Genomic DNA, 22,646 nt, shown 5'->3' with positions numbered 1-22,646 from the left:
ATGAAGAAAGCCAAGATCACCGCTTATGTCGACGCAGCCCTCTTCGATGAAATCGACGAACTGGCCGCACGGCGGCGCGTCCCCAAAACCCAGATCATCGAGGCGGCCCTGGCGTCGTTCCTCTCACCCGACAGCGCCGAACAGAGTGAGGCCGCGATCGTCCGCAGGCTGGACCGCCTGACAAGGTCGCTCGAGCGGCTGGAACGCGACCAGGAAATCACGACTGAGGCGCTGGCGCTATTCGTCCGCTTCTGGCTGACGACGACCCCACCTTTGCCGGATGACACCTATGCGGCCGCCAAAGCAACGGGCAAGGAGCGGTATGGTGGTTTCGTTCAAGCGCTCTCGCGTCGATTGGCGAAGGGTTCAACTCTCACCAAAGAACTCGTCCAAGATTTGCCAGCAGGACAGACAGACCCAACCGACGGCATCCACTGAAATCCTTGCTCCAGCGAATATCGATCCAACAACTGGAATTAGACGCCCAACCCGTACGCTCGCCAATTGCCTTTTCGCTCCTTGAACGCCATGATTGAAAAAGTATAGCAATTTCAGGCGTTATGCGTGTCACCTGATGTCAACCAAACCCCCGAGCAGCTCGCCCGGGACCGGATCGATGAACGCCTGCGGGCGTCCGGTTGGCATGTCCAGGACAAGGACGCGCTCGATTTCAACGCCGGGCTTGGCGTGGCCGTGCGTGAGTACCAGACGGATATTGGGCCCGCCGACTACGTTCTGTTTGCCGACAGGCACGCGGTCGGCGTGGTCGAGGCTAAACCCGACAAATGGGGGGTCCGCCTGACCTCGGTCGAGGAGCAATCCGAGGGGTACGCCAACGCCAAGCTGAAATGGGTCACCAACGCCGAGCCGCTTCCGTTCCTCTACGAGAGTACAGGCCAGGTCACCCGCTTCACCAATGCCCGCGATCCTAATCCTCGTTCGCGCGAGGTCTTCACCTTTCACCGCCCCGAAACCCTAAAGTCCTGGGCACAAGCGCCAAAGAGCCTTCGCGCGGGTATCGCAGCCCTGCCGGGTCTCAACCCGGACGGCTTGCGCGACTGCCAGATCAAGGCGATCACGAACCTCGAGGCCTCACTAAAGACGGACAAGCCGCGCGCACTCGTTCAGATGGCGACCGGGTCGGGCAAGACCTTCACGGCGATCACGCAGGTCTACCGCCTGCTCAAACACGCTGGCGCGCGCCGCATCCTGTTTCTCGTCGACACCAAGAACCTCGGTGAACAGGCCGAACAGGAATTCATGGCCTTCATACCCAACGACGACAACCGCAAGTTCACCGAACTCTACAACGTCCAGCGCCTCACCTCGCCCTCCATCGCGAACGACAGCCAGGTCGTCATCTCCACGATCCAGCGCATGTACGCCACGCTCAAGGGCGAGGAGCTGAACGAGGGTGCCGAAGACGAAAACCCGGCCGAGCAGAAATGGCGCCGCAAGGAACCTCTGCCGGTCGTCTACAACGCCAAGCTGCCGCCGGAATACTTCGACGTGGTCGTCATCGATGAATGCCACCGCTCGATCTACAATCTCTGGCGCCAGGTCATCGAGTATTTCGACGCCTACCTCATCGGCCTGACCGCCACACCCGACAATCGCACCTACGGGTTCTTCCAAAAGAACGTGGTCAGCGAATACACCCACGAGAAGGCCGTCGCCGATAAGGTCAACGTGGGCAACGAAATCTATCTGATCGAGACCGAGATCACCCAAGGTGGCGAAACGCTCAAGGCCGAGCAGCTGGTCGAGAAACGCGAACGCGAAACCCGCGCGCGCCGATGGGAAACGCAGGACGACGAACAGGCCTACGCCGCGACCCAGCTTGACCGCTCCGTCGTGAACCCCGACCAGATCCGAACCGTGATCCGCACATTCCACGAAAAGTGGCCGGAGGTATTCCCCGGCCGCAAGGAACTGCCCAAAACACTGATCTTCGCCAAAACGGACAGCCATGCTGACGACATCATCCAGACGGTCCGGCAGGAATTCGGCGAGGGCAACGATTTCTGCCGCAAGATCACCAATGGCGCGAAGAACCCAAAATCCTCGCTCTCGGCCTTCCGCAACGACTATTACCCGCGCATCGCCGTCACCGTGGACATGATCGCCACCGGCACCGACGTCAAACCGCTCGAATGCCTGATCTTCATGCGCGACGTGAAGTCGAAGAACTACTTCGAACAGATGAAGGGCCGCGGCACCCGCGTCATGAAACCCGACGACCTGAAAAAGGTCTCCCCCTCCGCCCAGGCCAAGACCCATTACGTCATCGTCGATGCCGTCGGCGTGACCAAGTCGCTCAAGACCGCCAGCCAGCCGCTCGACACCAAAACCTCGATCCCCTTCAAGGACCTCGCCATGGGGCTGATGATGGGCGATCGGTCCGAGGAAACCGTCAGTTCGCTCGCCGCCCGGCTGTCGCGGCTCGACAACAAGCTCGGCGCCGAGGATCAGGAGAAGATCACGACCGAGGCCGGCACATCCCTCACCGCCATCGTGCGTGACCTCTTCGACGCGATCGACCCCGACAAGGTCGAGGCCGACGCCAAGGCCGCCGGCCACCCAGAGCCCGACGATACCGCGATGCAGGCCGCGCGCGAGGAACGGATCAAACACGCCGCCAACGTCTTCACCGGGCCGCTCATCAACCTGATGGACACGATCCGCCGCGACAACGAACAGACCATCGACCATGACAACCTCGACACGCTTTTGCGCGCCGAATGGGCGGGCGACGTGGCCGAGAACGCCAAGCAGATCGCACAAGAGTTCGAGGCGTACCTGACCGAGAACCGCGACGAGATCGAGGCGCTGTCGATCTACTTCAACACCCCCGCCCGGCGGTCCGAGGTGACCTTCGCCATGATCAAGGACGTGCTGAAGAAACTGACCGAGGATCGCCCGCGCCTCGCCCCACTGACCGTCTGGCGCGCCTATGCGCATTTCGACGACTACAAGGGCAGCAATCCGGCCAGCGACCTGACTGCCCTCGTGGCGTTGATCCGCCGGGTCACGGGGCTGGATGCCACGCTCACCCGCCATTCCGAACGGGTGCGGCGCAACTTCCAGAACTGGGTGCTGAACCGCCATTCCGGCGCGGGCGAGAAGTTCACCGAGGAGCAGATGGACTGGCTGCGAATGATCCGCGACCACCTCGCCACCTCCTTCACCATCGAGCGCGACGATCTGGAAATGGCCCCCTTCGACGGCAGGGGCGGGATGGGGCAGATGTACGCGCTGTTCGGCGACGGCATGGACGAGGTCATGACCGAGATGAATGAGGCGCTTTCGGCATGACGGAATTGCCTGCCACGTGGGCTAACGCGAAGTTCTCAGATTTCGGAACATGGATCGGGGGTGGCACACCCTCCAAAGCCAACCCCCGTTTCTGGAATGGTCCCATTCCATGGGTTTCCCCAAAGGACATGAAAACGAAGGTCATTCGCAAGGCCATTGACGGCATCACAGAGGAAGCGGTCGAAAACTCTGCGGCGAAGCTGGTGCCTGCGGGTTCGGTCCTGATCGTGACCCGCTCGGGAATCCTTGCGCACACTCTCCCCATTGCGGTCACCGCTGTTGAGAGCACGCTCAACCAAGACCTCAAGGCGCTCGCTCTTCCGGATGGCATTGGTTCTGAATATATCGCATGGGGCATGCGAGCTTTCGAGCAACGCATCCTCGACAAGTGTCGAAAGGGCGGAACAACGGTTCACAGCATCGAGATGCCGCGCCTTGCATCATTCGAGTTGCCGATCGCCCCCACCAACGAACAACGCCGCATCGTGGAGAAGATCGAGGCGATGTTCGACGAGATCGACGCCGGGATCCAGAGCCTGCACACGGCGCGCACCACCCTCGGCCTCTACCGCCAGTCCCTGCTGAAATCCGCCTTCGAGGGCCGCCTCACCGCCGACTGGCGCGTACAGAACGCGGACAAGTTGGAAACCCCCGAAACCCTCCTCGCCCGCATCCAATCCGAACGCGACGCCCGCTACAAAGCCGCCCTCGACGACTGGCAAGACGCCCTCGCCCAGTGGCGCGCCGATGGCGAGAAGGGCAAGAAACCCGGAAAGCCGAAGCGGCCGCGGGACATTCCAGCCAAAGCAACTGACATCGGTATACTCGGATGGACCATGATGCCGCTCGGCCTGCTTATCGACGAACCGGCATACGGGACGTCGAAGAAGAGCGACTACGATGGTGGTAATAAAGGCGTTCTGCGCATCCCTAACATCGCGGCTGGGGTGATTGACGCGACCGACCTCAAGTCTTCGAACTTCGACGAGGCGGAGCTTGAGCAATACCAATTGATCGAAGGCGACGTGCTGACCATTCGGTCGAACGGAAGCCTTTCATTGGTCGGCAAGCCAGCATTGGTTCGACCAGTTGACACGCAATTCGTCTATGCAGGCTATCTGATACGCCTTCGCCCCATACCCAGCTCGTTGGTTCCCAAGAACCTCGTCTATCTGATGATGGAGCCGACCGTTCGCGGCCAAATCGAGAACAAGGCGAAGTCCACGAGCGGCGTCAACAACATCAACGCGAAGGAGCTGCAGGAACTACAAGTCCCAATCTGCTCCGCTGCCGAGCAATCTGAAATCGTCCGCATCCTCGACGCACGGCTCGAAGCCGCCGACGCACTCGAGGCCGAGATTGACGCCGCCCTCACCTGCGCCGACGCCCTGCGCCAATCCATCCTGAAAAAAGCCTTCTCCGGCCAGCTCGTCCCCCAGGACCCCGACGATGAACCGGCCTCGGCCCTGCTTGAGCGGATCAAGGCGGAGAAGAAAGAGCGCGAGAACTCCGCAAAGGAAGCGCGCACGTCCAGGCCCGTGCGAGTGGCTGAACCAAGGAGACCCAAATTGACCGACCTTCTGGACGTATTGAAGCAGCAGAAATCCTGGATACCAGCATCGAAAGCGGCAGAAGGGCTTGGCCTTGGCGACGGAGCATCTTCCGATGACATCGAGGCCTTTTACCACCAGCTCAAACAGTACGTCGAAAGTTCCGCGATAGAAATTGAGCGGCGCGGCGATGAAGACTGGCTGCGTTTGGCCGAAGTCGAGGCGAACTAATGCGCATCGATTGGCTGTGGATCGACAACTACAAGAACCTGCGGGATCTGACGATCGATTTCGCGCAGGACCACCTGATCACAGTCGTTATCGGGCGCAATGGTACGGGTAAATCCAACGTTCTCGAGGCGCTCACGGTTATCTTCCGCGATCTGATCATGGGCGAGCGCCTCCCCTCGATGAAGTATCGCATTGCATATCAGATCGGCGATCATTGGGTTTTCATTGATGCCGATCCGGAACGGGCCGCAGATCCCTACCGAGCCAAGGTAATCACCATTAATGACCAACCGGATCCGTTTGAAGTAGGTGCCAGTTTCGAGAAAATCAGCGGGACGACTATCAGCCGCACAAAGCTGGTCGGAGAAAATTCACCATATCTACCAAGATTTCTGTTTGGATATTATTCAGGCGAAAGCCGCCGGATGAGCGAACTCTTCCGAGCTTACCTGGAAAGCTATGATCGCAAGTTGGTCTCCGGCGAAGACCCCGGCGCTAAACGCATGTTCTTCGCGGAACCCGTCCACAGTAACTTTGTGCTCCTTTCCTTCATTGTGAACAACAAAGAGCAGACTAACGCTTTCCTTGAAAAGCAGTTGGGGTTGGAAGACGGTGGCATTGAGTCCGTCCTTTTCGTGCTCAAGCAGCCCTACTGGAAGTCGAAAGAGGGTGACGCCCGATTCTGGAACTCTCGCGGTATCGTCCGTGACTTTCTTGCCAAACTCTACGACATCTCCCTTGCACCCATTCGGATCAAGCGTCGTGAATTTTACGATGTGCGCAGGACGCGAACCAAAGAATACCTCTACCTCTTTGCGAAAGACATAGATGCGTTGCGCGAGTTGGCGGAAGGCAAGACACCAGCAGAATTTTTCCGCGATCTCGAGAGCACACATGTTTCCGATCTGATCGACGAGGTCCGCATTCGGGTCAAGCTGAAGAAGAATGATGGATCTGTGACCTTTCGCGAGCTGAGCGAAGGTGAACAACAATTGTTGACGGTGCTTGGCTTGTTGCAGTTCACCTCTGCAGAAGAAAGCTTGTTCCTTCTGGATGAGCCGGACACACACCTTAATCCCCGCTGGAGCGTTGAATATATTCAACATATCCGCGACTTTTTAACAGATGACAGTGGAGCGCAGCCAAATAGCCATGTGCTTTTGGCGACGCACAATCCAATTGCCGTAGCCGAGCTTGTCAAAGAACAGGTCCAAATCCTCAAACGTGATCCTGAAACACATGCGATTATCGCTTTTGAACCGGACACGCACCCTCGGGGCATGGGTTATGCTGGTGTCGTCACAAGTGAATTGTTCGACCTCAATGCCGCTTTGGACACATATACGCAGGACCTTCTTGAGGAGAAACGCAAACTAAGCTCGCAAGAGGACTTGAGTTCAGAAGACTTGCAACGGCTCAGAGAACTTACGCATGAGCTTGACGGCTACGGGTTCCGATATCAAGTCCGCGACCCGGAAGAAGCCAAGAGACTTCACCAAATGTTGAGTTCTGATGATGGATCCGACCTAGAGACGCCCGGCTCTCCGGATGATGCGGCGAAAGCTGAACGCCTAGTAAAGGAGGCGCTGTCGCCCAACAATGACGGAGGCGATAGTGAGAGTTCTTAATAAGGATTTGCTGGAACTACCTGAGGGCTGGGAGGAACGGGCTCAAGCCGCTCGCGATGCCGGGCCGTCCGAAGTGAACAACAATGCAAGCCTCTGGCAAGAATGCAAACCTTGCCTGAAAAAGATCTCATATGACAAGTGCTTCTACTGCGAGGTAAAGCAGATCAGATCCGACAATGCTGTCGATCACTTTAGACCAAAAAAACACTATCCCTGGTCTGCATTCGATCCACTTAATTTCCGCTTTGCATGCACCTATTGCAACAGCAGGCGCAAAGACATCGAAAATGGGCGAACCGGAGGTAAAGGGGATTATTTCCCCTTACTTATTGAAGAAAACCGCGCAACTTGCTGCGAAGAGGAATGCAATGAAGCGCCCGTTCTTCTTGATCCGTATAAATCTGACGAGCCCAGCCTAATTGATTTTACCGACGATGGCAGGCCAATACCGACGTTTACAAGCGACCAGCATGCTAACCGCCACCGCAGAGCGGTTGAGTCAATAAGACTATATCACCTGGACCATCAAGACCTTGTCGATAAGCGTTTAACTTTGGCAGCGGAGATAACTAGTATTGTTGAAACCACAAACCGCTTGTTCCCAAAAACTGAGGCTGGCGACCCTGATGTTGACAGTGCCTTCAAAGAAAATGTCCGATTGCTAGGAAAAATGATGCTTCCAAACGCTGAGCTGTCGTCATTTGCACGCCGAATGCTCGATGGATATCGCCACTATGTCTGGGTTCCTGGAATTCTGAGGACGTTAAGCTAAGAAAAAAGTAGTTTGAAAGGGTGAGGCGACCGGCATCAGCCTCACAAAAAGAGGGCCATTTCATGGACGCAGACGATCACCCCGTAGAAGTTGTTTTGAAAGAAGCCCGCCGCTTCATGGTGCCTTTGTATCAGCGCAAGTATCAGTGGGGCGACAAGCGGCTGGAGCCGTTCTGGGATGATGTCTCAGCCAAAGCCGCCGAGGTGTTAGACGGTGAGAGCAAGTTCGAGCATTACATGGGCGCGCTAATCCTGTCTCCGGTCGAGGAAGGCTCTCAGATCGCCCGTACGCCCCGAGTGCAGGTGGTTGATGGCCAGCAGCGCCTGACCACCTTTCAGATCTTCCTGGCCGCCCTGCGCGAAGTGGCGCGGGACCATGATCTTGAAGACCTAATGGGGCACATCAACGGCTATCTGTTCAATGAGCCGAAGAACAAAGACAAGGACCCTCTGACACGGTTCAAGCTGACACCGACACCGTCGGACCGGGACATCTTTCACGACATAATCGAGATGCCCTACGAGGATGTAACGCATAAGCACCGCAACCTGTTTTACGGCCAGCGTGTGCCCAAGAACACCAGTTTTCCGGCTTTCCGTGCTTACCATCTTTTCTGCACCTGGATTGAGGAATTTGCTTTTCACGGCCCGGAGGAAGACAGCGAACTTGATCTGGAAGGCGAGAGCAAGACCGGCGGAGAGGACGAAGTCGAGCTTGAGGTGTTGGAAGAACGCCTTGAAGCCCTACTCAGCGCTGTTCTGGATCGGCTGAAACTAGTGGTTATCACGCTTGGTGAAAACGACGATGCGCAGGTGATCTTTGAGACGCTGAACTCAAAGGGCGAGCCGTTGCTTGCGATGGACCTTGTGCGGAACAACATCTTTCACCGAGCGGAGAAACAGGACGCGCCTGTAGAGGACTTGTATGCCAAGCTGTGGGATCCTCTAGACGACATGTGGTGGCGTGAGCCTGCGCCCAATGCACGCCCACGTCGTCCGCGTCTGGACCACTTCCTAGCGCATGTGTTGACTGCCGAAACGGGCAAAAAAATCTCAGTGCGCGAACTCTATGCCGAGTACCGGGCCTTCGCGGTTCCGAAGGGCAAACCTCGATTTGACGATGTTGAGCATGAACTGAAACTGCTGGAGCGGTATGCGCCCCTGTATGAAACGTTAGAAGGCAGGGCCGAGGAAGACCCGGCGCTCTACTGGCTTGGGCGAAAGCTGGCGGATTGGCAGGTGACAACGGTTTTCCCCGCTGCCTTGCAGATAGGTGGATCGGATTTGCCTGCGGAAGTGAAGATGCACCTTGCCCAACTGATCTATTCTTTCTTGGCGCGGCGTGCCATGTGCGGGCTGACAACGAAGAACTTGAACAAGGTTTTCCAGTCCATTGCAGAGGTATTCCTGCGCCAAGGACCCTCGGTGGAAGCGTTTCGAGGATACTTTAATCAGAGGTCTGGCGACAGCACCCGATTCCCGCGCAATGACGAATTCCGGCGCGGTATCCTGGATGGAAACGCCTACAGCATCGCCCCTCGAACTCGCTTGGTTGACATACTGTGGGAACTGGAAATGGCGAGTAGGTCGCATATGGCAGAGAGCGCCACTAAGCCCAACGGCCTTTGGGTCGAGCACGTTCTGCCACAGACCTGGACCGATGAATGGCCTTTCCCGGATGGGCAGACCCATGAAGTCTATTCTGATGAACCAGATGCCTTGGCGCGCCGTACCCTCGTTCATTCCCTCGGAAACCTGACCTTGCTTACTGGCGGTCTGAACATCTCTTCTGGAAACTCTGGCTTTGCACTGAAGAAGGAAAAGTTCGAAGAACACACCGGGCTGTTTCTGAACAAGTGGTTTACTAAAAAGGGCCACTGGACGGAGGCGGAAATCCGGGAGCGTGGAGAACATCTTGCTGCTATGGCAGATCAAATCTGGATCGACCTGGAGTAATCACTCATGAACACGGCCCCAATTGTCTCCAAGGTCTGGAGTTTCTGCACGACGCTGCGTGACGACGGCGTGGGTTATGGCGACTACCTGGAGCAGCTGACCTACCTGATCTTCCTCAAAATGGCGGACGAATACGCCAAGCCCCCCTATAACCGGGATGTGGGAATCCCGGAGGGGTACGACTGGACCAGCCTGACCTCACGCCGCGGGGCGAAGCTGGAAGCGCACTACGTCATGCTGCTGCGGAAGTTGGGCGAGCAGAAAGGCATGCTCGGCCAGATCTTCACCAAGGCACAGAACAAGATCACCGATCCGGCGAAGCTGTTCCGTTTGATCGACATGGTGGACGGCACGAAGTGGGTGACGCTTGGGGCCGATGTCAAAGGCGACATCTACGAAGGGCTGCTGGAGCGCAACGCCGAGGATACGAAATCAGGCGCCGGTCAGTATTTCACGCCGCGTGCCCTGATCCGCGCAATGGTCGAATGCGTCCGCCCCGAGCCTCGCAAGACCATCGCTGACCCGGCCTGCGGGACCGGCGGATTCTTCCTCGCCGCGCATGATTTCCTGACGGACCCGGACAACCATGCGCTCGACAAGGACCAAAAGGCTTTCCTGAAGCACTCGACCTTCTTCGGCAATGAGATCGTCGCCGGAACACGGCGCCTCTGCCTGATGAACATGTTCCTCCACGGCATTGGCGAAATGACTGGCGACACGTTGGTTTCACCCGCCGATGCACTGATATCGCCGCCATCAGAAACCTTCGACTATGTTCTGGCAAACCCGCCTTTCGGCAAGAAGAGCTCAATGAGCTTTACCAATGCCGAAGGTGAGCAGGAAACGGACGACCTGACGTATAATCGACAAGATTTCTGGGCTACCACCTCGAATAAGCAGCTTAACTTCGTCCAGCATATCCGGACCATGCTGAAGACAACGGGCCGTGCCGCTGTTGTCGTGCCGGACAATGTCCTATTTGAGGGCGGTGCGGGAGAAACCATCCGGCGCAAGTTGCTCCAGACGACCGACCTGCACACCATACTCCGCCTGCCAACGGGCATCTTTTATGCGCAAGGCGTGAAGGCAAACGTCATCTTCTTCGACAACCGCACCGCCAGCCCCGATCCGCAGACGTCTAAGGTCTGGTACTACGATTATCGGACGAACGTGCATCACACGCTAAAACAGAAGCCATTGACGTATGCGCACCTCGAGGACTTCGTGTCCTGCTACGCACCAGGCAACCGACATGGGCGCAGCCCAACCTGGAGCGAAGAAAGCCCCGATGGGCGCTGGCGCGCCTTTGGCCGGGAAGAACTACTGGCACGTGACAAGGCAAGCCTCGACCTTTTCTGGCTTCGTGATGCGTCAATGACCGATCTCGAGAACCTCCCAGAGCCTGACGTTTTGGCAGAAGAGATCATGGAAAACCTTCGAGCAGCCCTCGCGAGCTTCGAAGCCGTGAGCGTAGAATAGGATTCGTATTCGTTCCGGTGGTCGCGGAAATCGTCGCGCCGGAACGCCCCGGTTTGGGGGACTTACTTCCGCCGGAACCCTGCCGTTCTAACCAATAGCACTACTACGCCTTCTCAGCTGTTGCCCGTAACCAAATAGCGGTCTTCTTGATCGGTCTCGTGATCCATCGCGAGGCCACTCATGACCGTTACCCCTTTCAAAACCGAGACGTCTTCCCGCGGCGCACGCATGTTGCGCACGGCACTTGGGCCGGGCATCGCCGCCTGGCTCGAGGATGCTGGCGTCGTCGAGGTGATGCTGAACCCTGACGGGCGGCTCTGGGTTGACCGGCAGGCCGATGGGCTGGCTGATACTGGCGCGGTCCTGTCCCCTGCCGATGGCGAGCGCATCATTCGTCTTGTCGCGCACCATGTCGGGGCGGAGGTCCATCCCGCGGCCCCGCGTGTTTCGGCTGAATTGCCGGACACTGGCGAGCGCTTCGAGGGTTTGCTGCCCCCAGTGGTTTCCGCGCCCACCTTTGCCATTCGCAAGCCTGCCGTCGCGGTGTTTACCCTCGAGGACTATGTCGCAAAGGGCATTCTCTCCTCAGATGCGGCTGCGCAGTTGCGCGAGGGGGTCACCAGCCGGGCCAATATTCTTGTCGCGGGCGGGACCTCCACCGGCAAGACGACCCTGACCAATGCGCTGTTGGCGGAGGTCGCCAAAACCTCAGACCGCGTTGTCCTGATCGAGGACACGCGCGAACTGCAATGCCTGACCCCCAACCTCGTGGCTCTCCGCACGAAAGACGGGGTTGCGACCCTGTCCGATCTCGTGCGCGCGTCGCTTCGGCTGCGGCCTGATCGCATCCCCATCGGCGAGGTGCGCGGGCCGGAAGCGCTCGAGCTCCTGAAAGCCTGGGGCACCGGTCATACGGGCGGGATCGGCACGATCCACGCCGGGTCCGCCATCGGCGCTCTTCGGCGTCTCGAGCAGCTAATTCAGGAAGCGGTGGTCACCGTTCCCCGCGCGCTGATCGCAGAGACCATCGACCTGATCGCCGTTCTGTCCGGACGGGGCGCCGAACGTCGCCTCTCTGAATTGGCGCGTGTCACCGGCCTGACCGCCACGGGCGATTACGCCCTCACCCCCCTTTTTCCACCAACACAAGGAAGCCATCCATGACCCTTCTGCCATCATTTCGCACAGCCCTTGGCGCAACCGCCCTCGGCCTCGTCGTCTTTGCCCTGCCCGAACCGGCGCTCGCCGCCGGGTCAGGCATGCCGTGGGAAGCCCCCTTGCAAACCATCCTCGAGTCGATCGAAGGCCCGGTCGCCAAGATCGTCGCCGTGATCATCATCATCGTCACCGGGCTTACGCTCGCCTTCGGCGACAGTTCAGGAGGGTTCCGGCGTCTGGTGCAGATCGTCTTCGGCCTTTCCATCGCATTCGCCGCCTCGAGCTTCTTTTTGTCCTTCTTCTCCTTCGGCGGCGGGGCGCTGACCTGATGGAGAACCACACCGACTTCCCCGGTTATTTCGCGCCGGTACACCGAGCCCTGATCGATCCGATCCTGCTGGCCGGTGCGCCGCGCACCATTGCCATTGCCAATGGCACTCTCGCGGCCGCCATCGGGCTCGGCTTGCGGCTCTGGCTCGTAGGCCTCGCATTTTGGCTGGTCGGCCACCTCCTCGCGGTCTGGGCCGCGAAGCGGGACGCGCAGATCGCCGAGGTGGCACGGCGGCATCTCCGTTACCCGTCCTGGTTCGGGGTCTGAGCCGATGATGCGTCTGGCCGAATACCGCTCCAAATCCGCCCTACTGGCCGATTTTCTACCCTGGGTTGCATTGGTCGCACCCGGCGTTATCCTGAACAAGGACGGCAGCCTGCAGCGTACGGCGCGGTTTCGAGGGCCGGACCTGGATTCCGCCACACCCGCCGAACTGGTCGCCACATCAGCCCGGCTCAACAGCGCGCTGCGACGGCTTGGCTCCGGCTGGGCCGTCTTCATCGAGGCGCAGCGGATCCCGGCACTGGACTACCCGACCTCCGAGTTTCCCGATCCGATCTCGGCCCTTGTCGATGCCGAGCGGCGCGCGCAATTCGAAGAAGCGGGCGCGCATTTCGAGAGCGCGTATTTCCTGACGCTGGTCTGGATGCCGCCCGCTGACGACGCGAGCCGCGCCGAAGGCTGGTTGCTGGAGAATGCCCCGGATCGCAGCACCAAGCCTCAGGATCATGTTTCCAGCTTTGTCGGCCGCGCCGACCGGCTGACCGATTTGCTCGACGGGTTCATGCCGGAGATCGCCTGGCTCTCCGATGAAGAGACCCTGACCTACCTGCATTCAACCGTTTCGACCCGACGCCAACGCGTCCGCGTGCCGGAGGTGCCGATGCATCTGGACGCGGTGCTGGCCGATGACCCGTTGGTGGGTGGGCTGACACCCCGGCTCGGGGCCGCGCATCTCAAGACCCTGACCATCATCGGACTGCCAAGCGCTACCTGGCCGGGTTTGCTTGAAGAGTTGAACGCGCAGGGTTTCGAGTATCGCTGGTGCACGCGGGCGATCTGCCTCGACAAGACGCATGCTGCCCGGGTGTTCACCCGTATCCGCCGCCAGTGGTTCGCCAAGCGCAAGTCGGTGGCCGCGATCCTCAAGGAGGTGATGACCAATGAGGCCTCGACCCTGCTCGACAGCGACGCGGCCAACAAGGCGGCGGATGCCGACGAGGCACTGCAAGAACTCGGCGCCGATGTGGCGGGCGCGGCTTACGTCACCGCCACGATCACCGTCTGGGACGAGGATCCTCGCACGGCCGAGGCCAAGCTCAAGGCCGCCGAGAAGATCGTGCAGGGGCGCGATTTCAACTGCATCCCGGAAACATTGAACGCGCTCGAGGCCTGGCTCGGCTCCCTGCCCGGCCATCTCTACGCCAATGTCCGTCAGCCACCCATCTCGACGCTGAACCTGGCCCATATGATCCCGATCTCGGCGGTCTGGGCGGGGCCGGACCGAAACGACCATCTGGACGGCCCGCCGCTGTTCCACGCCGAAACCGACGGCACGACCCCGTTTCGCTTCTCCACACATGTGGGCGATGTCGGCCATACCTTGATCGTCGGCCCGACCGGGGCAGGCAAATCAGTCCTTCTAGCGTTGATGGCGCTGCAATTCCGGCGCTATGCCAGTGCCCAGGTCTTCGCCTTCGACTTCGGCGGCTCGATCCGCTGCGCCACGTACGCCATGGGCGGAGATTGGGAGAACCTCGGCGATGCACTGTCGGGCGACGATCCCGCCGTCCAGCTGCAGCCACTCGCTGGGATCGACAAGGCGTCGGAACGCGCCTGGGCGCAGGATTGGCTCGCGGGAATCCTCGGACGGGAAGGCGCGACGATCGACCCAGGCGCGCGGGACCATCTCTGGTCAGCGCTGATTTCTCTGGCCTCGGCCCCGCGCGAGGAGCGCACGCTGACCGGCCTTTCCGTCCTGCTGCAATCAACCGAACTCAAACGCGCGCTGAAGCCCTTCTGCCTCGGCGGGCCTTTCGGCCGGCTTCTGGATGCCGAGGTCGAGGAACTGGGCTCCGCGGATGTGCTGGCCTTCGAGACCGAAGGGCTGATCAGTTCCCCCGCCGCACCCGCCGTGCTGGCCTATCTCTTCCACCGGATCGAGGCCCGGCTCGACGGGAGGCCCACGATGATCCTGATCGACGAAGGCTGGCTTGCGCTGGATGACGCCAATTTCGGCGGACAGCTGCGCGAATGGCTGAAGACGCTGCGGAAGAAGAACGCCTGCGTTGTTTTCGCCACCCAATCGCTGGCCGATATCGACGGGTCCCTCATCGCGCCCGCAATCATCGAGAGCTGCCCCACGCGCATCTTCCTTCCCAACGAGCGCGCCGTCGAGCCCCAGATCGCACGGATCTACCGGAACTTCGGGCTGAATGACCGCCAGATCGACATCGTCGCCCGCGCGACGCCCAAGCGCGACTACTACTGCCAGTCGCGCCGCGGCAACCGGCTCTTCTCGCTGGGCCTCGGCGAGGTGGCGCTGGCCTTCACCGCCGCCTCATCCAAGGCCGAACAGGCCGCAATCAGCGATCTGCTCGCCACCCATGGCCGGGATGGCTTTGCCGCCGCCTGGCTACGCCATCGCGGTCTTGATTGGGCCATCGACCTGCTCGGGCCCGACATCGCACCAGCCGATCCGACATCCCCTCACCCCGACCAAAAGGAGACAGAACATGACCCGAAATCCTGAGCGCCCTGCCCGGCCCCGCAAACTCGCCGCCGCATTGATGGCCAGCGCCCTCGTCCTGACACCGGTCCTGACGACACCGGCCCAGGCCTTCCTCTTCGGCGGCGGTGGGCGGATCGTCTACGACCCCCGGAACCACGCCGAAAACATCCTCTCGGCCGCCCGCGCGCTCGAGCAAATCAACAACCAGATCGCGCAGATCCAGAACCAGGCGCAGATGCTGATGAACGACGCGCTGAACCTTGCGAACCTGCCGCATTCCTCGCTGGCGCAACTGCAGGCCGCCATCGGCGAAACCCAGCGCCTTTTGGCCGATGCCCAGAGCCTCGCCTTCGACGTCGCCACCATCGAACAGGCCTTTGCGCAGGATTACGGCGCTGCAGCAGCCCAGGGTGATTTCGATGCGATGATCGCCGGCGCGCGCGAACGGTGGGAGACCTCGGTCGCGGGCCTCGAGGACAGCTTGCGCGTGCAGGCGGGGGTCGTCGGCAATATCGACGGTGCGCGCAGCCAGATGGACGCGCTCATCCGCGAAAGCCAAGGAGCCGTTGGGGCCCTGCAGGTCGCGCAAGCCGGGAACCAGCTTCTGGCCCTGCAATCGACGCAGATCGCGGATTTGACCGCTGCCATCGCCGCGCAGAACCGGGCCGAAGCGCTGGAAGCCGCCCGCATCGCCTCCGCCGAGGCGCAGGGCCGCGAAAACCTCGCCCGGTTCCTCGATTACGGCGGCGGCTACTCCCCCGGCACCGTGCGCTTCTTCGGGGATTGAGCGTATGGCACTCGACACCCCGCGAACTCTGCGCCTGATCGCCTTCGGTATCGGCGGTCTTGCCGCCCTCGCCGCCGCTGTGGAACTGACCCGCACGATCCTGCCCACCGACACCAGGCATGTGGTCAGGGATGACGCTTTGCGCGGCACCCTCGCGCGTTGCCGTGACCTGACGCCCGAAGACTACGCCACCGACACAGAATGCCGCGCCGCCTGGGAGGCGGCCCGGCAGCGCTTCTTCGATCTGGCTCCAGAGCCGGCCGGGACGGAGTAAGGCAATGGGCGGCGTCAGTGTCATCGACCGGTTTCTCGAGGTCTTCGCCTCCTACATCGATTCCGGCTTCGGCCTTCTGGGTGGCGACGTCGCCTTCCTCGCCACCACGCTGATCGTCATCGACATCACGCTGGCCGCCCTCTTCTGGGCCTGGGGTACGGATGACGACATCATTGCCCGGCTGGTGAAAAAGACCCTCTTTGTCGGGGTCTTCGCCTATATCATCGGCAACTGGAACACGCTGGCCCGGATCGTTTTCGACAGTTTCGCGGGGCTTGGGCTGTTCGCCACCGGCGGCACGATCTCCGCCGGTGAACTGCTTCAGCCGGGGCGCATCGCGCAGGTCGGGCTCGAGGCCGGCCAGCCGATCCTCGCCTCAATCGCCGAACTCTCCGGGTTCGTCGCCGTCTTCGAGAACTTCATCCAGATCGGGATCCTGTTCTTCGCCTGGCTGGTGGTCCTGCTGTCGTTCTTCATCCTCGCGATCCAGCTCTTTGTCACCCTGATCGAATTCAAGCTGGCCACGCTGGCGGGTTTCATCCTCGTGCCCTTCGGCCTCTTCAACAAGACCGCCTTCATGGCCGAACGCGTGCTGGGCCTCATCATTTCCTCCGGCGTCAAGGTGCTGGTGCTGGCCGTGATCATCGGCATCGGCTCCACCATCTTCAGCGAATTCACCGCCGGATTCGCGGGTGAACCCACGATCAACGACGCCTTGTCGGTGGTCCTTGGCGCGCTGGCGCTCCTCGCTCTTGGCATCTTCGGACCGGGCATCGCCAATGGTATCGTCTCTGGCGGGCCGCAACTTGGCGCAGGGGCCGCTGTCGGCACCGGAATTGCCGTGGGCGGGGCCGCGGTCGCCGGTATGGCCGGGACCCGGATGGCCCTTGGCACCGGTGGCGCGGCCTTGCGTGGTGCCAGTGCGGTTGGCAGCGGAACCGCCACTGCATACCAGCTTGGTGCCGCGTCGCGCAGCACAGCACTGGGCAAGTCCGTCGGTGGCGTGGCCGCTGTCGGCAAGACCGGTGCCGTCGCCGCGTTCAGCCCGCTCCGGCGCGCGATCTCGGAGGGCGCGCAGTCCGGCGCCCGCGCAGCCTATGCCGCAACCGGGGGACGGATGGCGGGTGGTGACCTGTCCGCCCCGGCCAATGACGGCCCACCCGACTGGGCGCGCCGGATGAAGCGCCAGCAATCCCTTCAACACGGCCTCTCGACCGCCGCACATGTCATCCGCTCCGGCGATCATGGCGGCGGCGGCACGGTCGTCAGCCTCTCCGAAAGGTCCTCCTGATGTTCCGACGCCCCAGTGTTCGCTATGGCACCACGCCCGAGCCTGTCACCCCCTACCAGAAGGCCGCCCAGGTCTGGGACGAGCGCATCGGCTCGGCCCGCGTTCAGGCCCGCAATTGGCGCCTCATGGCGATGGGCTGCCTCGCCCTGTCCGCCGGGCTCAGCGCGGCGCTCGCTTGGCAATCGACGCGCAGCAGCGTCGTCCCCTACGTGGTCGAGGTCGACAATCTCGGTGCGGCGCAGGCCGTCACGCCAGCCTTGGCCGAGTATCGCCCGACCGATCCGCAGATCGCCTGGCATCTTGCCCGCTTCGTTGAGCATGTCCGGCAGGTCCCGGCCGATCCGATCGTGCTGCGCCAGAACTGGCTGCGCGCCTACGATTTCGCCACGGATCGCGGCGCTGTCGCGCTGAATGACCATGCCCGCGTGAACGATCCCTTCGCGCAGGTCGGCGACACGCAGGTCTCCGTCGAGGTCTCGAGCGTCATCCGTGCATCAGAGTCGAGCTTCCGCGTCGCCTGGATCGAGCGGCGCTACGAAAACGGTCAGCTCGCCACCACCGAACGCTGGACTGCCATCCTGACCGTCGTGATCCAGCCACCGCGCGATGCGGAGCGCCTGCGGGCAAATCCGCTCGGCGTCTATGTCCATGCCATCAACTGGTCGAGGGAGAATGCCCAATGAGACGACTTCGCCCCATCCCCGTTCTTCTCCTCGCGGCCACGGCGCTGACCGCCTGCACGGGACAGCGCCCGCCCGAAATCGCCTATGATGATCACGTTCCGGCCCTCGCGCCGCCGCCGGCACCACCCCCGGCCGAGGGGCCGCCCCGCCCGGTTCACACGCCGCCAGCCTGGACGCCCTCCCGCGGCGGCGATCAGGAAGCGGATACGCCGGAGGCGCGCATCATCGCTGCCAATGCCGCCGCCCGGGTCGAACCCCGCCAGCAGGGCTACTACAACGCCATGCAGGTTTTTCCGTGGAGCGAAGGCGCGCTCTACCAGATCTATGCCGCCCCCGGGCAGATCACCAATATCGCGCTCGAACCCGGTGAACGCCTGACCGGTCCCGGCCCGATCGCAGCGGGCGACACCGCGCGCTGGATCATCGGCGACACCACCAGCGGCGCGGGCCGCAGCGAGCGTGTCCACATCCTAGTCAAGCCAACGCGCCCCGACATCTCCACCAATCTCGTCGTCAACACCGACCGGCGCACCTACCACATCGAGTTGCGTGCGAATGAGGAGGCTTGGATGCCCAGCGTCGCATGGGCCTATCCAGAGGTGCGAACCACGTCCCGCGCCCCGACCGTCCGCCGTCCGGCGATCCCGCCCGAGGCCGAGCGGCACTACCGCTATGGCCTGCAGGGCGACGCCCCACCCTGGCGGCCGGTCTCGGTCTTCGACGACGGGCGCCGTGTCTATGTCGTCTTCCCGCCCGGCATCGCCCAGGGCGAAATGCCTCCGCTCTTCGTGATCGGCGCGGATGGGCGCGGCCAGATCGTGAACACCCGCGTCCTCGGCAACCTCCTGATCGTGGACCGGCTGTTCGGGGCTGCAGAACTGCGTCTCGGCGAAAGACAACAGCAGGTCGTGCGGATCGTGCGTACGGATGGCGATCAGCGCCCGCCGCGTGCGCCCCAGCCAGAGGTGGAGCGATGACACAAGTCCCTGATATGCAAGTGCCGCCACGGACCGAGGAAGACATCGCCCAGGAGCTTCGCCTCAGGCCCGATCCGCCCCGTGTCATGCGCCTGTCCCGCCGGGCCATCGCCCTTGCCACCGCCATCGGCGGTCTGGGTCTGGGCGCGATCCTGATCGTGGCGCTGCAGAACAACCGGCAGGAGGGCACCCAGACCGAGCTCTTTTCCACCGAGCGCATTCAGGCGGCTGAAGGGCTGTCCACACTACCTCGGGATTACGCCGATGTCCCGCGTCTCGGCCCACCCTTGCCCGGTGAGTTGGGCCGCGCCATCCTTGGGGCGCAAGATCGCGGCCAGCCGGTCCCGGCACCGCCCATTTCCGGTCCATTGGCCCCCACAGTCGATCCCGAGGAACAACGCCGTCTCCAGGAACTCGACGCCGCCCGGCTGAGCGCCCTTTTCGCCGAGGCGCAAACCGTGCCGCGCGGCGGAGCACAGGTCACACCGACGGCCCCCGCAACCGGCGCGCTGTTCCCCTCCACTTTGGGTAGCCCGACGGCAAGCGATCCGGTCTCAAACCGGGAGGTGTTCCTCACCCGTCCTGGAGACACGGACACCGTCAGTGCGCAGCGCATGGTGTCGCCGCCCAGCCCCTACATCCTGCAGGCCGGCACGGTGATCCCGGCCGCCCTGATCACCGGCCTGCGCTCCGATCTACCCGGCCAGATCTCGGCTCAAGTGACGTCGAATGTCTACGACAGCCCGTCCGGGCGCTACCTGCTGATCCCGCAAGGCGCTCGGCTTCTGGGAGAATATGACAGCCGGATCGCCGCTGGCCAAAGCCGCCTGCTCTTGGTCTGGACCCGTCTGATCCTCCCGGATGGTCGGTCGATTGTCCTGGAACGCGCGCCCGGCACTGACGGAACAGGCGCGTCCGGCCTGCAGGACCGGGTCAACTATCATTGGGGTCGCGTCTTTCTCGCCGCTGGCCTGGCGACGATCCTGAACCTCGGCCTGGAAAGTGGCGCAGAAACCGAAGACGACGTCGCCCGCGCCATCCGCGAGGCCGCACAGGACACGATCGGACGGACCGGGGAGGAGATCGTTCGGCAGCAGCTCGCCGTCCCGCCGACACTGACCATACGCCCGGGCTTCCCCGTCCGCGTCATGGTCACCCGCGATCTGATCCTCGAGCCCTTGGGAGAAGTCCGATGACGAAGCTGAAGCTTGGTCCGATCCATGACGACAAACCGGTCAAGCTGACCGTGGAACTTCCCGCCGATGTGCACCGCGACCTTTGCGACTACGCGGCTGTCCTCGGCCAACAGACCGAACAGGACCTTGAGCCCGCCCGCCTAGTCGCACCCATGCTGGACCGATTCATGTCCACGGACCGCGGGTTCGCCGCAGCGCGCAAAACGGGATCGAGGGCGAACCGCAAGAAACCAGACCCGTCGAAGCCACTGGATACCGATCAGGGCTGAGTATCTGAGAAATCGTAAGTCTTTTGGCGGATCGCATTGCACACGGATCGCACATAGGCACCCGCTACCCGCCTGAAGTTACGACGGAGTCGAGCCGATCCTCCATAGATTGATGGTTTGCGAATCGATGCCTTGCCGTGACCGGAAGTTCGAAACGAAGATCGATCTGAGCCTAGTTGGGCCAATGCTGCACGGTAAGAGAGCGACTGCCTTCGGAGACATCGTCGTTGGACTCTAGGTAAATGGAAGAAGGTGCCCCCCAAAAAAACTGTTTCGGGAAAGCGATTGACCGAATACTCTTTGGGATTATGGCCTGTGGAAAACCACCTGAACCTGGACGATCTACACCCCCATCTGAGCGTTGCGATTTTGCAATGACCCAGACTGTTGACTTGCTCAATCATATAGAAGGCATGATTGCTCAAGGTGGTTTGAGTGACAAGTTTGACAGGAGTATCGACGCCGCTGAGCGAACGATAGATCGGTTGCGTGTGGCGGGCGCGACAGATCAGCAGGTACGCAGTCTTCAAGGTCGCTTGGATCAATTGCGTGGCGAGGCAATGGGTGCGCTACGGAGAGAAGCGGAAGGGTTTGGAAGTGACAAGCCTAAAGGAACCAGAGCCCCAGATGGCAAACAGGTGATCGAGAAGCTGCGGGACGGCACCCCTGAGCGTACGGCACAACGTGCGAGAGATGTCCTCACTAAGCCCGGCCATTGGGCGCACGAGGCATTCAAGCAGGAAGTCTTTCGAGTCATCGAGGCGAATGGAAAGATCCCGCAAGACTACAAAGACACGTTGGCACGAGACGCTGCCGAGATGTTGAAAGTCTGCCCTTCGGCTGGTGGTCTGGTTGCGGCGATGGTCACACGGGGGCAACCAAGAGGTTCATTTGCCCGGCGGTTGAGCACCAAAGGCAACGACGCCGTGGGTGCTGCTTACGAGATTATGGGTACGGCGGCCTTGTGCAAAGGCGTTTCCAATCCAGCGAACTCTAAGCACGAAGCGCCAAAGCTGAGTATCAACCCGAACAAGGACAAGTTGGTATTCGGACCCAAGGCATACATGAACCATCGGTATGCATACGACAGAAAGGTTGGGGAGCGAGATCGCCGCACCGTTGAGGCTGATGCGCAGGTTTTTCAAAAGGGCCGAGAAATTGGTATCGACTTCAAACACGTCAAGGAAGCCGGGACGCGGTCGAATTCACGCGACCTGAATAAGCAACTGTCCGCCGTAGCCGAAGCCATCTCACACGGTCAGTATGACGAGTATCACTTTGTGACCAATGGCCGCTTCTCAGACACGTTTAAGAATGCGGTTGACGAAATCAATGATGATCTGGTTCGGAACGGAAATTCAGCAATTGCATGCCACGAGCATGTGACCTCGATTAATGACGATCCATACGCAGATCAAGAGACCTAATCGTACATGGTCTCTGTAATGGATCTATACCACGAAATTCGATCACATGAGCGTGGCGTACTCGAAGACGTGCTCTTCGATCCGAGCAGAGATGCGAACTCACCAAATGGCCTGCACTTTGCTGTGCGAGTATTGAGGGTGCAAACGTAAGCATCCGGCGTAGGCCACAGGTAGGTCATCGCTCGCGATCACGGTCCATTTCGATGAGCTCTTGCAGGTTTTCGATCCCGAATGGAGTGAATGCGATGACACCGTCGTCGCTGGGACCGTAGACCCAGATTATACCATCTTCGGTTTCCATACCGATGGCGAGATCGAAGATCCGATCAACGGTTTCGCCCAGTTCGACAGCGACGCGGTCGATTGTCTTGACGGAATACACCTTGTTCAGCTGCATGGTTACGCTGCTTGTGTAAGGGATAGAGCTTTCCAGTTCCAAGGCAGAAGTTCATGCACGCGCGAGACGGGCAAGTCGGGCAGCCGGGCGAGAACATCGGCGAGCCAGGCCTGCGGATCGATGTCGTTCATTTTGGCGGTGACGATAAGGGTATACATGGCGGCAGCCCGTTCACCGCCGCGCTCTGAGCCTGCG

Annotated in this window: 21 protein-coding genes; 19 read left to right on the top strand and 2 right to left on the bottom strand. The window is 61.0% G+C overall.

The annotated features are described in order from the left end of the window. From ACN0WV_RS16475 to ACN0WV_RS16385, 19 genes are all read left to right on the top strand, one after another. Complete coding sequence (locus tag ACN0WV_RS16475; RefSeq protein WP_417607191.1) at positions 1 to 438, top strand: ribbon-helix-helix domain-containing protein; 438 nt, start codon at positions 1 to 3, stop codon at positions 436 to 438. A 126-nt stretch (positions 439 to 564) separates the two neighbouring features. Continuing rightward, entirely contained in the window at positions 565 to 3,315 is a 2,751-nt protein-coding gene (locus ACN0WV_RS16470) for a type I restriction endonuclease subunit R (protein WP_417607189.1), read from the top strand. Further along, on the top strand, positions 3,312 to 5,096 hold the full coding sequence (locus tag ACN0WV_RS16465; RefSeq protein ID WP_417607187.1) for a restriction endonuclease subunit S: 1,785 nt from the start codon (positions 3,312 to 3,314) through the stop codon (positions 5,094 to 5,096). The genes ACN0WV_RS16470 and ACN0WV_RS16465 overlap by 4 nt, the downstream gene beginning before the upstream one ends. Beyond that, positions 5,096 to 6,724, top strand: a complete 1,629-nt coding sequence (locus ACN0WV_RS16460; protein WP_417607185.1) for an AAA family ATPase — start codon at positions 5,096 to 5,098, stop codon at positions 6,722 to 6,724. The genes ACN0WV_RS16465 and ACN0WV_RS16460 overlap by 1 nt, the downstream gene beginning before the upstream one ends. Continuing rightward, positions 6,711 to 7,496 carry an HNH endonuclease family protein gene (locus ACN0WV_RS16455; protein WP_076980880.1) on the top strand — a complete coding sequence of 262 codons (786 nt, stop codon included), beginning with the start codon at positions 6,711 to 6,713 and terminating at the stop codon, positions 7,494 to 7,496. Before ACN0WV_RS16460 ends, ACN0WV_RS16455 begins: the two co-directional genes overlap by 14 nt. A 62-nt stretch (positions 7,497 to 7,558) precedes the next feature. After that, positions 7,559 to 9,451 (top strand): DUF262 domain-containing protein, encoded by a 1,893-nt coding sequence (locus ACN0WV_RS16450; RefSeq protein WP_417607183.1) that lies wholly within the window; start codon positions 7,559 to 7,561, stop codon positions 9,449 to 9,451. A 6-nt stretch (positions 9,452 to 9,457) separates the two neighbouring features. After that, a complete protein-coding gene (locus tag ACN0WV_RS16445; protein ID WP_417607181.1) occupies positions 9,458 to 10,930 on the top strand; it encodes a class I SAM-dependent DNA methyltransferase in 1,473 nt (490 codons plus the stop codon). Between the two features lie 228 nt (positions 10,931 to 11,158). Beyond that, positions 11,159 to 12,094 carry a P-type conjugative transfer ATPase TrbB gene (gene trbB, locus ACN0WV_RS16440; protein WP_417607179.1) on the top strand — a complete coding sequence of 312 codons (936 nt, stop codon included), beginning with the start codon at positions 11,159 to 11,161 and terminating at the stop codon, positions 12,092 to 12,094. Beyond that, entirely contained in the window at positions 12,091 to 12,417 is a 327-nt protein-coding gene (locus tag ACN0WV_RS16435; protein ID WP_417607177.1) for a TrbC/VirB2 family type IV secretion system protein, read from the top strand. The genes trbB and ACN0WV_RS16435 overlap by 4 nt, the downstream gene beginning before the upstream one ends. Next, positions 12,417 to 12,686, top strand: coding sequence for a VirB3 family type IV secretion system protein (locus ACN0WV_RS16430; protein WP_417607176.1), 270 nt, complete (start codon positions 12,417 to 12,419; stop codon positions 12,684 to 12,686). The genes ACN0WV_RS16435 and ACN0WV_RS16430 overlap by 1 nt, the downstream gene beginning before the upstream one ends. 4 nt (positions 12,687 to 12,690) lie before the next feature. Further along, positions 12,691 to 15,171 (top strand): conjugal transfer protein TrbE, encoded by a 2,481-nt coding sequence (gene trbE / locus ACN0WV_RS16425; protein WP_417607175.1) that lies wholly within the window; start codon positions 12,691 to 12,693, stop codon positions 15,169 to 15,171. Continuing rightward, a complete protein-coding gene (gene trbJ, locus ACN0WV_RS16420) occupies positions 15,155 to 15,937 on the top strand; it encodes a P-type conjugative transfer protein TrbJ (protein ID WP_417607174.1) in 783 nt (260 codons plus the stop codon). The genes trbE and trbJ overlap by 17 nt, the downstream gene beginning before the upstream one ends. A 4-nt stretch (positions 15,938 to 15,941) precedes the next feature. Then, positions 15,942 to 16,211: a putative entry exclusion protein TrbK-alt gene (trbK-alt, locus tag ACN0WV_RS16415; protein WP_417607173.1), complete on the top strand. Its 270-nt coding sequence runs from the start codon at positions 15,942 to 15,944 to the stop codon at positions 16,209 to 16,211. 4 nt (positions 16,212 to 16,215) lie between these two features. Next, entirely contained in the window at positions 16,216 to 17,502 is a 1,287-nt protein-coding gene (trbL, locus tag ACN0WV_RS16410; protein WP_417607172.1) for a P-type conjugative transfer protein TrbL, read from the top strand. Next, a complete protein-coding gene (trbF, locus tag ACN0WV_RS16405; protein ID WP_417607171.1) occupies positions 17,502 to 18,185 on the top strand; it encodes a conjugal transfer protein TrbF in 684 nt (227 codons plus the stop codon). The genes trbL and trbF overlap by 1 nt, the downstream gene beginning before the upstream one ends. Next, on the top strand, positions 18,182 to 19,162 hold the full coding sequence (trbG, locus tag ACN0WV_RS16400; protein WP_417607170.1) for a P-type conjugative transfer protein TrbG: 981 nt from the start codon (positions 18,182 to 18,184) through the stop codon (positions 19,160 to 19,162). Before trbF ends, trbG begins: the two co-directional genes overlap by 4 nt. After that, positions 19,159 to 20,358, top strand: a complete 1,200-nt coding sequence (locus tag ACN0WV_RS16395) for a TraB/TrbI/VirB10 family type IV secretion system protein (RefSeq protein ID WP_417607169.1) — start codon at positions 19,159 to 19,161, stop codon at positions 20,356 to 20,358. The genes trbG and ACN0WV_RS16395 overlap by 4 nt, the downstream gene beginning before the upstream one ends. After that, entirely contained in the window at positions 20,355 to 20,627 is a 273-nt protein-coding gene (locus tag ACN0WV_RS16390; RefSeq protein WP_417607168.1) for a DUF2274 domain-containing protein, read from the top strand. Before ACN0WV_RS16395 ends, ACN0WV_RS16390 begins: the two co-directional genes overlap by 4 nt. Positions 20,628 to 21,001: 374 nt before the next feature. Next, a complete protein-coding gene (locus ACN0WV_RS16385) occupies positions 21,002 to 22,054 on the top strand; it encodes a hypothetical protein (protein WP_417607167.1) in 1,053 nt (350 codons plus the stop codon). A gap of 175 nt (positions 22,055 to 22,229) precedes the next feature. Here ACN0WV_RS16385 and ACN0WV_RS16380 read toward each other — a convergent pair whose 3' ends face one another. Then, positions 22,230 to 22,451, bottom strand: a complete 222-nt coding sequence (locus tag ACN0WV_RS16380) for a hypothetical protein (RefSeq protein ID WP_417607166.1) — start codon at positions 22,449 to 22,451, stop codon at positions 22,230 to 22,232. A gap of 2 nt (positions 22,452 to 22,453) precedes the next feature. Beyond that, the coding region (locus ACN0WV_RS16375) for a transposase domain-containing protein (RefSeq protein WP_417607164.1) at positions 22,454 to 22,646 on the bottom strand (193 nt) is incomplete at its 5' end.

The sequence above is a fragment of the Primorskyibacter flagellatus genome, from assembly GCF_048268605.1.
Taxonomy (GTDB): domain Bacteria; phylum Pseudomonadota; class Alphaproteobacteria; order Rhodobacterales; family Rhodobacteraceae; genus Primorskyibacter; species Primorskyibacter flagellatus.
Note: the sequence above shows the minus strand (reverse complement) of the source record. Positions and strands in the feature narration are given on the sequence as shown.